This window comes from Shinella sp., assembly GCF_035998705.1.
Classification (GTDB): Bacteria; Pseudomonadota; Alphaproteobacteria; order Rhizobiales; family Rhizobiaceae; genus Shinella.
Window position 1 is genome coordinate 197258 of sequence record NZ_DASYHH010000012.1, and the last position, 11502, is coordinate 208759.

The following is an 11502-nucleotide window of genomic DNA, read 5'->3' on the forward strand; positions in this document are numbered from 1 at the left end:
AGAGCGGATGGACGACCACGCAAACCTCTTGCCGCTCTATGAACAGGTCCGGCGTTCCATCCTGGCCGGCATCGAGACCGGCCAGTTCACCGAGGGCAGCTTCCTGCCCCCCGAACCGGAACTGATGTCGCGCTACGGCGTCAGCCGGATCACGCTGAGGCGCGCGATCGGCGAGCTTTGCGCCGCCGGCCGCCTGCATCGACAGCAGGGTCGCGGCACCGTGATCATGCCGGCCAAGGTGCGCCAGACACTGGTATCACTCTCGGGCTTTTCCGAAACGATGGACGGGCTCGGCCGAAAGGCCGGACACCGCATTCTTTCTCGCGACGACAACCCCGAAGCCCCGGGCATCCGTGACCGCCTGCAAGCCGGAGCCCTGATCCGCTTCGACCGGCTGCTGGAGGACGACGGCCGTCCGATGACGCTCGAAACGCTCTGGTTCGATCGGTTGCGCTTCCCGCAGGTTATCGAGCCGGTTGCCGCCGGAGGCTCCTTCTTCGCCGCGTTGCGCGACAAAGCCGGCATCGAGCCGGCGCATGCGGAGCGGCAGATCGACGTTGGCCTGGCCTCGGCGGCCGAGCGCGGCATCCTCGGCGTGACCGCCGCCCAGCCTGTCTACCGGATCGAAAAGATCGTCACTGACGCTAAGGGGTGCCCGCTCGCCTTTTCGCAACTCGTCACCCCGAGCCATCTCGTCACCTACACGATCAAGACCTGAAAGGTCCAACATGCACGTTTTCGACGCTGCTGCCGTCCACGCGGCACTTCCCTGGCCATTTCTGATCGAGGCGCTGCGCAAGGCGCATCTGGGGCCAATGCCCGCGTCCGATGTCGTGGTGCAATCCGATCCGGCGGGTGGTGAAGCGCAGTTCGTGACCCTGCCCGGCTGGGCGCCCGGCGGACCGATCGTCGTGAAGATGGTCGGCGTCTTTCCGCAGAACGCAACCCTGCAGCCGCCCCAGCCCGCCGTTCAGGGGCTGGTGGCGCTGTTCGACGGCACGACCGGCGGACCGCTTCTCGCAGCCGACGGCGCGGCCATGACGGCACGCAAGACGGCCGCCGATTCCGCCCTCGGCGCGGCCATTCTCGCGCGCGAAGACGCGGAGACCCTGCTGATCGTCGGGGCAGGCGCACTCGCCCCGCATTTCGCCGGAGCCCATCTGGCGGCCTGCCCCTCGTTGCGCAGGGTGACCGTCTGGAACCGCACCGCGGCTCGGGCCGAAGCTGTTGTCAAACAGCTTCGCGACCAGGACATCGACGCTTCCGTGAGCCGGGACCTCGACGCATCCGTCGCGGGAGCCGATGTGGTGTCCTGCGTCACCATGTCGGACACGGCGCTGGTCAAGGGCGCGATCCTGCGGCCAGGCACCCATCTCGACCTCGTCGGCGCTTATCTGCCCACGCTGCGCGAAGCGGACGATGCAGCGCTTGCGCGCGGCACGATTTTCGTCGACAGCCGAAACAATATGCAAGGCGGCGGCGACCTCTCGCAGGCCGTCGCATCCGGTGCGATCACCTGGGATGCCGTGAAGGCCGACCTCTTCGAGCTTATCCAGGGCAAAAGCAGCGGCCGCACTTCCTCCGACCAGATCACCGTATTCAAGAACAACGGCGGTGCCCATCTCGATCTGTTCACCGCCTCCGCACTGTCGCAGACGCTCGGCTGACGCTTACGCGCCAGCCAGAACCCGCGCCAGGAAGGCCCGCGTGCGATCATGCTGCGGGCGCGTCAGGACGTCGACCGGGGTTCCCTGCTCGACGATCACGCCGCCATCCATGAAAATGAGGTGGTCGGCAACGTCGCGCGCAAAGCCCATTTCATGCGTGACGACGACCATCGTCATGCCGTCGTCGGCAAGCTGTCGCATCACCGCGAGAACTTCGCCGACAAGCTCGGGATCGAGCGCCGAGGTCGGCTCGTCGAAGAGCATGACGTCGGGCTTCATCGCCAATGAGCGGGCGATTGCCGCACGCTGCTGCTGACCGCCGGAAAGCTGGGCAGGATAGTAGCCCGCGCGCTCCTGCATGCCCACGCGCTCCAGGAGCATCATCGCCTCCTCGACCGCCTTGGCGCGCGCCACGCGCTTGACGAGAACCGGGGCCTCGATGACGTTTTCGAGCACGGTCTTGTGCGGGAAGAGGTGGAAGCCCTGGAACACCATGCCCATGCGCTGACGCTGGCGGGCGAGTTCGTTGAAGCTCATCTCGTAAAGCCTGTCGCCCCTCCAGCGCACGCCGACGGGTTCGCCATGCAGGAAAATCGCGCCACCGCTCGGTTTCTCGAGATAGTTGAGGCAGCGCAGCAACGTGCTCTTGCCCGACCCGGACGGGCCGACGATGCAGGTCACGTCGCCCCGCATCACCGCGACATCGATGCCGCTCAAAACCTCATGCGTGCCGAAGCTCTTGCGCAGGCGCTCGACCTTCAGCAGCGGCTCGGCCTTCGTTTGCTGGTTCATCACACGGCCTCCTGCTGGCGCGCAAACAGGCGAAAGGGCAGGAACCCGGATTTCTTCGCGCCGGCGTGATGTTCGGATTTCAAGCGGTTCTCGACGGCGTGCTCGACCACCGTCAGGACCGTGGTGAGCACGAGATACCAGATCGTCGCGACGAGCAGCAGCGGCACCGTCTGATAGGTGCGGGCATAGACCATCTGGGCGGAATAGAGCAGGTCGGGCAGCGCCAGCACGGAGACGAGCGAGGTGAATTTCAGCATCGAGATCGTGTCGTTGCCGATGGGTGGTATGATGATACGAAGCGCCTGCGGCAGCACGATGCGCCGCAGCGTCTGGCCGCGCGTCATGCCAAGCGTCGCAGCGGCCTCCGTCTGGCCGCCATTCACGGCCTGGATGCCGGCGCGGATCATTTCGGCGGCATAGGCACTTTCGGTGAAGGCCAACCCCATGATGGCGGCGCTGAAAGGCGTGATGAGCGCATTGGTGTCCCAGGAAATGAGCTTGGGGCCGCCGAACGGAATCCCGATCGAAACCTCCGGCAGCAGAAGCGCCAGATTGTACCAGAAAATCATCTGAACGAGCGGCGGCACGCCGCGGAAGAACCAGATCCAGCCCCAGCTGACGGACTGGAAGACACGGCTGGCCGACAGGCGCATGATCGCCAGCACGACGCCGATTGCCAGACCCAGCACCATGGCAAGCGCCGTCAGCAGCAGCGTCATGCCGAGGCCCGACAGGATGGCCGGAGCGAACATGTATTCGGCAACGACGCCCCACTGCATGTTCTTGTTGGTGACGAGCACCTGCAGGAAGATGACCGCGAAGATTGCGAGAACCGCGCCGCCGATCCAGTGGCCTAACTTCGGCACCGAAATGGGCTTGAGATCGTGGATTGATGGACGGTGTGGCGATTCATCAGACATCGTCATTCCTTGCTTCCGGTAGCGGGACACCCGACCCGACGAGCCCTCGGGCCGGGCGTCGATCTTAAAGGTCTGCCGGGTTTTCTTCCGTGATCAGAAGCGCCTTGGTCAGCATCCCGGAATCGTTCAGCCCCCACTTGGCCATGATCTTCTCATAGGTGCCGTCGTCGATCATCGACTGAATTGCGTCCGTCATGACCTGGCCGATCGGGTCACCCTTGCGAACGCCGATGCAACTGTTGACAGGCGACAATACCAGTTCGGACACTTTAAGATCGCCGGTCTGCTTGACCATGTATGCAAGTTTGACCGAGCCAGCCACGGTCGCCTCGGCGCGCTTTGAGCGTACGGCAAGTTCCGCCTGTGCCTGCGTGCCATGTGTCTGCACGACCACCGGCTTGTCCTTGCACTCTTCGGCATTCAGCTTTTCCAGAAGCCTGAGGTCCCAGGAGCCGTTGAGCACGGCGACCGTCAGGCCGCATGCGTCTGCCGCCGCCTTGATATCGAGCTTGCTGTCCATCGGATAGGCAAAGGAGGTGCCGATCTTGCGCTGGGAGACGAAATCCAGCGTCTTCAGGCGTTCCGCGGTGGTGCCGAACGAGGAAAAGCCGGCGTCGAAGCGCTTGGACTGGAGACCCGGAATGATCGCATCGAAGCTCGTGCCTTCGAACGTGAAGGGTACGCCCAACCGATCTTCCATCTCCCTGGCGATATCGACGCTCCAGCCTTTCAGCTGGCCGTCGGCGTCAAGGAATTCGTCCGGCGCCCAGTCGTTGAAGACCGCTGCCTTGATGCCGTTGTCCTTGTACTCCTGCGGCAGGGCATCGTGCAGGGCGGGAATGACGTCGGCCAATGCTGGCATCGCCAGAGCTGCGCTCAGGATACAACCAGCCAGAATGGATTTAAACATGACAACCTCCTTGTCGTTGCGAGCCCGGTGGGTCCGCGGTTTCGTTCTCTGGTTCCCCTTGCAGATAATGGCGAGAACGTTCTCACATATGAGACACGGAGACGGCCCATCCGTCAAGCGCCGTTGCGTAACGAATGTGATGCCAAAGCCGTTGAAAACCGCCGCCGATCTGCTAACACCTATAAAGAGCTGCCGATTTTTCCCGACCGGACATGATAGGATTCTCAGTTCGGCAGGTCGAAAATGTGAGAGGAATGGCCACGTGGCTCCGAAAAACAAGGCAACGATCACGGATGTTGCACGGGCGGCAGGTGTTTCCACGGCGACTGCGGGACGGGTGCTCGGCGGCTATGGCTACACCAGCGAAGACAAGAAGGAGCAGGTCCTCAAGGCGGCCCAGAGCCTCGGCTACCGGCCCAATGCTCTGGCTCGCAGCCTCATCACCGGCAAGACCCGTACGCTCGGCGTGGTGGCGGGCGATATCCAGAACCCGTTCTACGCCTCGGTTCTGCGCGGCATTTCCAACGTCGCGGAAGCCAACGGCTTCGGCCTGCTGATCACCAACAGCGACGAGGCGCAGCCCAAGGAGGTTCACTCGGTCGAGCTTCTGACACAGAAACAGGTCGACGGGCTGATCGTCACGCCGAGCGATACGCGCAAGGCGCGGCACCTGCACAATCTCAAGTCCATGGGCGTTCCACTGGTGCTGATCGACCGCGCCGTCGCCGGCCTTATGGTTGATCGCGTCGCGACCGACAACATCGCCGCGGCCGAGCAGGCCGTGCGCCACCTGATCGCCGCCGGCCATCGCCGGATCGGCATCGTGGCGGAACTCGTGGACGAGGAAAGCGGCGGGCTGGAGACCTTCCTCGCCCGCGCCGTCGCCGGAGACCCGATCGAAAGCGAGACGCTCTATCCGAGCTGGCAGCGTCTTCTCGGCTATATCCGCGCGCATCGGATCGAAGGCCTGCCCGTGGACCCGGGCCTGACACTGCGAGCCGGCAGCTATTCTGCCCTGGCCGCGCAAGCCGTCGTACCGCGCCTGATGACAAGCCCTGAGCCGCCAACGGCGCTGTTCACCACGGATGGCACCATGTCGGAAGGCACCATGCGGGCGCTCTCCGAGTTGAAGCTTTCAATCCCGCAGGATGTATCGATCATCTGCTTCGACGATCTCGACTGGATGAGCTTTCACCGTCCCGGTATCACCACCGTCGCACAGCCGCGGCTTGCCATGGGCGAGGCTGCCGCACGGATGCTGCTGGAGCGCATCCGCGGCGAGGACTATCCGCCGCGCACAGTGCTGATGCCCGCAGAATTGATCGAACGCGGCTCGGTCACGCGTTTCTGACTTCGCTACGCGCAACGAAGACGCTCTCGGCACAAGCCGAGTATGAGGGCGTATACCACGTTGTGCCTCCATGCTTTTCCCAGCCGATTTGCGATGGTCCTCTTTCAACGAGCTGGACCGTTTCCTCTGAACTCCATCACCGCCCCCCAATGTCCACCGCGCCCGGCGCAGGAAACCGATTGCCTTTTTCAGCACGGCCCTATAATTGAGAACGTTCTCAGTTTTATTCTCAGGAGAGCTTGCCCGATGCCACGCCCCGCCAGAATTCTCGCTTTCGGTGACAACGTCGTCGATTGCTACCGCGACCAGAACCTGATGTTTCCCGGCGGGAACTGCGTCAATCATGCCGTCTTTGCCAGTCGCGCCGGCGCCGAAAGCGCCTATGCGGGCGCGGTCTGCGACGACGATGCCGGACGCCTGATCCGTCAGGCCTTGATCGAGGAAGGCGTCGACATCTCGTCGGTGCGGATCGAACCCGGGCAGACGGCCTATTGCGTGATCGAGACGCAGGACGGCGAGCGGGTTTTCGTCGGCGCCAATCTCGGCGTCTCGATCATCGCGCCGTCACGGGCCGACCTGGCACGGCTTTCGGACTTCGACGCCATTCATACCGGCCGGTCGAGTCATGTCGACGCCTGGCTGCCGCGCTTTGCAGAGGCGACGAAGGTTTCCTACGATCTCGCAACCGTCCATGATCCCGAACGTATTGCCCAGGTGGCGCCGCATTGTTTCCTGATCGCCTTCTCGGCCGGCGACGCTTCCCGTGAGGAGGCACTTGCTTTGGCTGAACGGGCCCATGCAGCCGGCGCCCGCTGGAGCCTCGTCACCCGCGGCATCGAAGGTGCTCTTCTCGCCGGCGGAACCGGCATCTTCGAAGTCCCGGCCAAGCCGGTCGATCCCATCGACACGCTGGGAGCCGGCGACACCTATATCGCCAACGTCCTCGTCGGCCTGCTCGATGGCCGCCAGCCGGAGGCCATCCTGACAAAAGCCGCGGAGGCCGCAGCACAAACCTGCCTGATGCGCGGCGCCTTCGGTTACCAGGCCTCCATGAGCGTCGACCTTTCAAACATCATGAGCTTGGAAGCGGTCTATCTCACCACCCGCCCTGCGAAGGCGTCCGAGGACGCCTGAGAGCAGGCGCGGACCGAGCTTTACGTATTTGTGAAGCAGCCTGTCGCAGATGACGGCCTAGTCCGGCGCGTCTTGGCCGGTCAGGGAAGCCGCAAAGTCCCGCACGATGGCGAGCGAATGCTCCCCGCCCAGCATCGGGGAGGCCTCGCCGTAGCCGACCAGCCCGTCCTCCGTCGTCACGCGGACGATCGCCGTCCTGCGCCCCGGCAGTTCGTTCTCGACCCAGGTGGCCTGAAAGGCCTCGACCGATTTGATGATGGTGCCCACTTTTGTTCCTTCCTGTGCGCAATCGGATGGCGCCGGTGTTCAGAGCCGTACCATGGCAGGAAGTAGCTGGTCGTGATGCCGCCGCCTTTCTCGGGCGCGAGGCTGCGCATATAGCGTGCCTCGAGGCCCGGCCAGAACATGTTCGCGTAGCGCCGCTGGGCTTCCAGCACGATACCGCCCTGATGCGGTTCCGTATAGTCGAGGTCCCATCCGCCGACGCGGGAATAATCCCAGGATTCCGCGACCTGACTCAGGGGCGTCCAGGCGCAGGAGGGCAGTATGCGCGTCTTGGCGGCCTGAACGCGGGCGTTCCATTCGGCGATGCATTCGTAGCGCCACTCGTTGTACTGGCGCCATACGGGACGGGAATGGCCTTGCCGGTCTTCGCCCGGAATTTCTGCTGGCAGACGGTACAAGTGGCATTGCGGCGTGTGCCACGCGGAGAACTGGGCGGCATTCGCCCACATCGAAGGCGTAGCGTGTCAGGATTTCTTCGACGACCCTGATCATGAAATCGTTGTAGTAGCCGCCATTCGGGCAGGTGACGAAATGGCCGTGCACTTCGACAGGGCCGCCGGTCTTGTCCTGCGCGAACCATTCCGGCCGCTCAGCGTAGAGGGCGCGGGACGCCATGCTGGGGTCGATGCTCGCGATGGGCCGGATGCCGCGCTTTGCGAGCGAGGCGATCATCTCCGCGGCGAGGTCCCGTTCGCCGAGGGTTTTCGCGCGGGGGTGCAGGGGGATGTCGCTTGGATAGGAGGCCATGATGCCGCCCACCGAAAATCCCAGCGCGTCGAGCGAGAAGGACCTGGCGTATTCGGCCATCTCCTCGGTGTTCCACGTTCCCGCATCGCTCTCGCGAAGCGTCATGATCATCACCAGAGAGGACCGGAGCCAACTGTATTGGGAGTGCGATGTCATTGAATTCTCCATTGGAATGCGCCGCACGCGGGACGATCGGATGCAGCGCGACCAGGCTCAACCTGGCTGCCGAGAACGGGATCGGATTGAAGGAGTTCACGGGTGTAGGGATGCTGCGGGTTGGTGAAGAGGTCGTCGGTCCTGCCCTGCTCGACGATCTGTCCCTTCCGCATGACGAGAACCCGGTCGGCGAAACTGCGGACCACGGGCAGGTCGTGGGCGATGAAGATGTAGGAGAGGCCGTGCTCGTCCTTGAGGCTCTTCAGAAGCGCGATGATCTGCGCCTGGACGGACACGTCCAGCGAGGAGACCGCCTCGTCGCAGATAATGACATCCGGCCGCAGGGCGAGCGCCCGCGATGGCGATGCGCTGCCGCTGGCCGCCGGAGAACTGGTGCGGATAGCGCTGGGCATGCTCCCTCATCAGGCTGACCTGTTCGAGAAGCGCGCCGACCCGGCCTTTCCATTCCGTCTTCGGCAGGACATCGCGGTGAATGGCCCAGGGCTCCGAGATGATCTCCTCGACGGTCATGCGCGGGTTGAGGGATGTGGTCGGATCCTGGAAGACCATCTGGATCTGGCGCTGCAACACCGTCCGGTCAGCCTCCGTCGGCTGCAGCATGTCGCAGTTCCGGTAGGATGCGGTGCCGCCCGACGCCCTTTCGAGACCGAGCAGCGTGCGGGCGAGCGTCGACTTGCCGGAACCCGATTCGCCGACGACGCCGAGCGTTTCCCCCCGCGCGAGCACGAAGGACACCTTGTCGAGCGCCATGATGGTCGGAGACCGCGACGCGCTCGGATAGGCCTTCGACAGGTCCCTGACGGCGATCAGCGGCTCGCCGCATTCTCCGGCGGCGCAGACCGGAAGACTGTGCTTGCCCGGAACCGCATTCAGGAGGTTGCGGGTATAGTCATGCCTTGGCGCGTTGAAGACCTGCTTTTCCGTGCGGCTTCGGCATCGAAGGCCCCCGCCAGGGTCCCGGCGGCGATTTCACCGCGATGCTTGAGCGCATCCTGCGCCAGTACGACCTGCTTGCCGCCGACAGCCAGGGACAGCGAAATATGCCCGCCCGTATGCCCCGGCGTGTGAAGCACGCGGATCCCCGGCAGGATTTCCGGCTCACCGGAGATCAGGCGGAATCCGGGCTTTCGCAACAGCGTTTCGGCGAGAAACAGGGGAACCGCAGCATCGGCCGCGCCGTATCACATCTTCGGCGCCTGCCTTCGCCGAATGGCGGCGAAAGTGACGAAGTGAAGCAAAGCGAGGCCGGCTATGACCGCAATGGCGGCGCCGTAGCCGCCCGCCCAGTCGTGGAGGGAACCGGCGAGGACCGGCCCTGCGGCCATGCCCGCGCCGGAGGCGAGCCGGCAGACGCCGAGAACCGCGGAGAGTGCGGAAAGCGTGACGACGAGGCGCGCGCGGTCGGCGAGCAGGACCTGCTGGCCGCCGAAGGCGACGCCGAGCACGAGGGGATAGACGAGGAGCGCGGCGACGTTCGCCGTCACGAGGATCGCCACGAGCATGCCGAAGGTCAATACACCTGCCAGCGCGGCAAGCGCCATGACCGGCCCGGAGCCCCACAGATCGCAGAGCCAGCCGGACAGCAGGCGCCAGACGAAGATGATCAGGCCGGCAACGGCCGCGATCCACACCGCCGTCTGCGCATTGACGCTGTTGTCCTCGAACAGCGCGATCTGCTGGGTCATCAGTCCGTGATAGGCCGCCGAACCGCAGAAATAGCTGATGACGAGCGCCAGTATGGTGACCCTGCCGAGCCCCGCCAAGCCATATCTGCCGCCCGTACCGGACGCGGACTTCACCCGGTCGATCACGAACAGATGGAGCGGCACGGCGATGCCCATCAGGACGATGCCGAGGGCGGAATACGTGAAGCGCCAGCCAAGGTTCTCGATCATCCAGCTCATCACCGGCAGGCCCAGGAAGGCGGCGAGGCCCGACCCGGCATCGGCAATGGCCATCGCCGTTGCCGGCCGCTTGCGGAAGCGGCCGGCAAGCACGGCGAAGATCGCATAGGAACTGGTGCAATGCGTCCCCAGGCCGCCGACGAGGCCGAAGGCGAGCCAGAACTGCCCAATCGTCGACACATGCGCGGTCAGGAGAAAGGCCGTGCCGAGCAGCATCGCCGCGCCGGCCAGGAGGACTCGGCTGTTGTACCGGCCGAGCAGGTAGCCGAAGAGAGGCGCGCTCACCGCATTGACGAGCGCGAAGGCGCCGTAGGCGCCCGAGATCGAGGCGCGAGACCAGTGGAACTCCCCCTCCAGCGCGACGAGGAACAAAGCGAAGGAATTCCACACGAGCCCCGAGACCATCATGAGCAGGAAGGCGGCCGCCAGCCGCACCTGTTTGGCGAGGCGCACGCTGCGGCGTCGCCCTTCCGCGTGAGGCGCTCTGCTGTCGGCGACGGCCATCGGTCAGTTCACGCGGTAGCGCTTGACCATGTCCCAGTCAAGCTCGACACCGAAACCTGGTCCCTGCGGGACCTGGATGATGCCGTCCTTCGGGTTGGGACGGTTGGCGATAAGGCCGGCCCAAATCGGGTCGCGCGCCGGCTCGAAGCACTCGACGCAGAGGCCGTTGGGAATGGCGGCGATCATGTGCATGGCGATCTGCGCTTCCTCGTGATGGCCGACGCGGATGTCGTTGAGGGCGCACAGAGCGGCGGCGCGGCGCCATTCGGTGATGCCGCCGGCCTCCGACGCGTCGAAATTGACGATGTCGACGGCTTCCGCGGCGACGAGGCGCCGCACGCCCGCGGCGTTCATCTCGCTCTGGCCGGCATCGACGGGGATGGAGATCGCGCGGCGGACCTGCGCCATCATGCGGGCGTCGTCGTACCAGTGGCAGGGTTCCTCGAACCAGGCGATGTTGTATTTCTCGATCAGGCGGGCGAACTTCACGGCTTCGGCCACCGGCCAGCCGCGATTGGCGTCGACCGCGATCCAGAAGTCGTCGCCGCCGCCCTTTCGGGCCGCCTCGACGCGCTTGGCGTCCTCCTCGGCCGAAAGGCCGCCGACCTTCACCTTGCAGCCAGCAAGGCCGGCCTCGCGCAGCCGCTCCATTTCCCGGCCGAGGTCGGCCAGCGTCTTGTCCTTCTCGTAATAGCCGCCGATGCAGATGATCGGAAGCTCCTGGCGGTAACCGCCGAGCAGCCGGCAGACATTGACGCCCGCGGCCTTGCCCATCAGGTCCCAGAGCGCGCTGTCCATGCAGGCGATCGCCTCCATGACGAGCTTGCGGTCACGGTTCCACTCGGCCGCCTTGAACATCTTCTGCCAGAGCCGCTCGATCGCGAATATCTCCTCGCCGATCAGCATCGGCGCCAGTTCCGTCTCGATGATCTCGACGACCTCGCGCATATGGTCGCGGTTGTCGCCGTTGTAGATCTCGCTGACGAGGCCGCTGTCCGTCTCCATCCGCGTGATGATGGTGCAGCGCTTGGTGACATTGTACCGGCTGCCGCCGAAATTGCGGGCAAGCGGGATCTCGACGGCGATGACCGTCACGTTCTTGATCTTCATG

Annotated in this window: 14 protein-coding genes; 4 read left to right on the forward strand and 10 right to left on the reverse strand. The window is 64.6% G+C overall.

Annotated features, from left to right (window positions below):
• Positions 1–7: 7 nt before the first annotated feature.
• Together VGN93_RS10710 and VGN93_RS10715 are read left to right on the forward strand one after the other, a co-directional pair.
• Positions 8–718 carry a GntR family transcriptional regulator gene (locus VGN93_RS10710; RefSeq protein WP_327507503.1) on the forward strand — a complete coding sequence of 237 codons (711 nt, stop codon included), beginning with the start codon at positions 8–10 and terminating at the stop codon, positions 716–718.
• 10 nt (positions 719–728) lie between these two features.
• On the forward strand, positions 729–1667 hold the full coding sequence (locus VGN93_RS10715; RefSeq protein ID WP_327507504.1) for an ornithine cyclodeaminase: 939 nt from the start codon (positions 729–731) through the stop codon (positions 1665–1667).
• A gap of 3 nt (positions 1668–1670) precedes the next feature.
• On the opposite strand, the gene VGN93_RS10720 is transcribed toward VGN93_RS10715, so the two are convergent.
• From VGN93_RS10720 to VGN93_RS10730, 3 genes are all read right to left on the reverse strand, one after another.
• On the reverse strand, positions 1671–2459 hold the full coding sequence (locus VGN93_RS10720) for an amino acid ABC transporter ATP-binding protein (protein ID WP_327507505.1): 789 nt from the start codon (positions 2457–2459) through the stop codon (positions 1671–1673).
• Positions 2459–3379 carry an amino acid ABC transporter permease gene (locus VGN93_RS10725; protein WP_327507506.1) on the reverse strand — a complete coding sequence of 307 codons (921 nt, stop codon included), beginning with the start codon at positions 3377–3379 and terminating at the stop codon, positions 2459–2461. The genes VGN93_RS10720 and VGN93_RS10725 overlap by 1 nt, the downstream gene beginning before the upstream one ends.
• Positions 3380–3443: 64 nt before the next feature.
• Entirely contained in the window at positions 3444–4289 is an 846-nt protein-coding gene (locus tag VGN93_RS10730) for an ABC transporter substrate-binding protein (protein WP_327507507.1), read from the reverse strand.
• A 262-nt stretch (positions 4290–4551) separates the two neighbouring features.
• On the opposite strand from VGN93_RS10730, the gene VGN93_RS10735 reads away from it, so the two are divergent.
• Together VGN93_RS10735 and VGN93_RS10740 are read left to right on the forward strand one after the other, a co-directional pair.
• Positions 4552–5640, forward strand: a complete 1089-nt coding sequence (locus VGN93_RS10735) for a LacI family DNA-binding transcriptional regulator (protein ID WP_327507508.1) — start codon at positions 4552–4554, stop codon at positions 5638–5640.
• A 246-nt stretch (positions 5641–5886) separates the two neighbouring features.
• On the forward strand, positions 5887–6774 hold the full coding sequence (locus VGN93_RS10740; protein WP_327507509.1) for a PfkB family carbohydrate kinase: 888 nt from the start codon (positions 5887–5889) through the stop codon (positions 6772–6774).
• 57 nt (positions 6775–6831) lie between these two features.
• Here the strand turns inward: VGN93_RS10740 and VGN93_RS10745 are convergent, their stop codons facing one another.
• From VGN93_RS10745 to VGN93_RS10770, 7 genes are all read right to left on the reverse strand, one after another.
• Positions 6832–7041, reverse strand: coding sequence for a hypothetical protein (locus VGN93_RS10745; protein WP_327507510.1), 210 nt, complete (start codon positions 7039–7041; stop codon positions 6832–6834).
• A gap of 39 nt (positions 7042–7080) precedes the next feature.
• Positions 7081–7911, reverse strand: coding sequence for a hypothetical protein (locus tag VGN93_RS10750; protein ID WP_327507511.1), 831 nt, complete (start codon positions 7909–7911; stop codon positions 7081–7083).
• A 47-nt stretch (positions 7912–7958) separates the two neighbouring features.
• Positions 7959–8135 (reverse strand): hypothetical protein, encoded by a 177-nt coding sequence (locus VGN93_RS31290; RefSeq protein WP_413818645.1) that lies wholly within the window; start codon positions 8133–8135, stop codon positions 7959–7961.
• Positions 8059–8733, reverse strand: coding sequence for an ATP-binding cassette domain-containing protein (locus tag VGN93_RS31295; protein ID WP_414714078.1), 675 nt, complete (start codon positions 8731–8733; stop codon positions 8059–8061). Before VGN93_RS31295 ends, VGN93_RS31290 begins: the two co-directional genes overlap by 77 nt.
• A gap of 119 nt (positions 8734–8852) precedes the next feature.
• Positions 8853–9116 (reverse strand): hypothetical protein, encoded by a 264-nt coding sequence (locus tag VGN93_RS10760; protein ID WP_327507513.1) that lies wholly within the window; start codon positions 9114–9116, stop codon positions 8853–8855.
• A 48-nt stretch (positions 9117–9164) separates the two neighbouring features.
• On the reverse strand, positions 9165–10340 hold the full coding sequence (locus VGN93_RS10765; protein WP_327507514.1) for an MFS transporter: 1176 nt from the start codon (positions 10338–10340) through the stop codon (positions 9165–9167).
• A gap of 54 nt (positions 10341–10394) precedes the next feature.
• Positions 10395–11501 carry a mandelate racemase/muconate lactonizing enzyme family protein gene (locus VGN93_RS10770; RefSeq protein WP_327507515.1) on the reverse strand — a complete coding sequence of 369 codons (1107 nt, stop codon included), beginning with the start codon at positions 11499–11501 and terminating at the stop codon, positions 10395–10397.
• Position 11502 lies beyond the last annotated feature (1 nt).

Excerpts from the sequence above, each read along its gene's own strand:
- VGN93_RS10720 (WP_327507505.1), bottom strand. The coding sequence starts at position 2,459 with ATGAACCAGCAAACGAAGGCCGAGCCGCTGCTGAAGGTCGAGCGCCTG.
- VGN93_RS10770 (WP_327507515.1), bottom strand. The coding sequence starts at position 11,501 with ATGAAGATCAAGAACGTGACGGTCATCGCCGTCGAGATCCCGCTTGCC.
- VGN93_RS31290 (WP_413818645.1), bottom strand. The coding sequence starts at position 8,135 with ATGCGGAAGGGACAGATCGTCGAGCAGGGCAGGACCGACGACCTCTTC.
- VGN93_RS10740 (WP_327507509.1), top strand. The coding sequence starts at position 5,887 with ATGCCACGCCCCGCCAGAATTCTCGCTTTCGGTGACAACGTCGTCGAT.
- VGN93_RS10750 (WP_327507511.1), bottom strand. The coding sequence starts at position 7,911 with ATGACGCTTCGCGAGAGCGATGCGGGAACGTGGAACACCGAGGAGATG.
- VGN93_RS10715 (WP_327507504.1), top strand. The coding sequence starts at position 729 with ATGCACGTTTTCGACGCTGCTGCCGTCCACGCGGCACTTCCCTGGCCA.
- VGN93_RS10730 (WP_327507507.1), bottom strand. The coding sequence starts at position 4,289 with ATGTTTAAATCCATTCTGGCTGGTTGTATCCTGAGCGCAGCTCTGGCG.
- VGN93_RS31295 (WP_414714078.1), bottom strand. The coding sequence starts at position 8,733 with ATGGCGCTCGACAAGGTGTCCTTCGTGCTCGCGCGGGGGGAAACGCTC.
- VGN93_RS10710 (WP_327507503.1), top strand. The coding sequence starts at position 8 with ATGGACGACCACGCAAACCTCTTGCCGCTCTATGAACAGGTCCGGCGT.
- VGN93_RS10725 (WP_327507506.1), bottom strand. The coding sequence starts at position 3,379 with ATGTCTGATGAATCGCCACACCGTCCATCAATCCACGATCTCAAGCCC.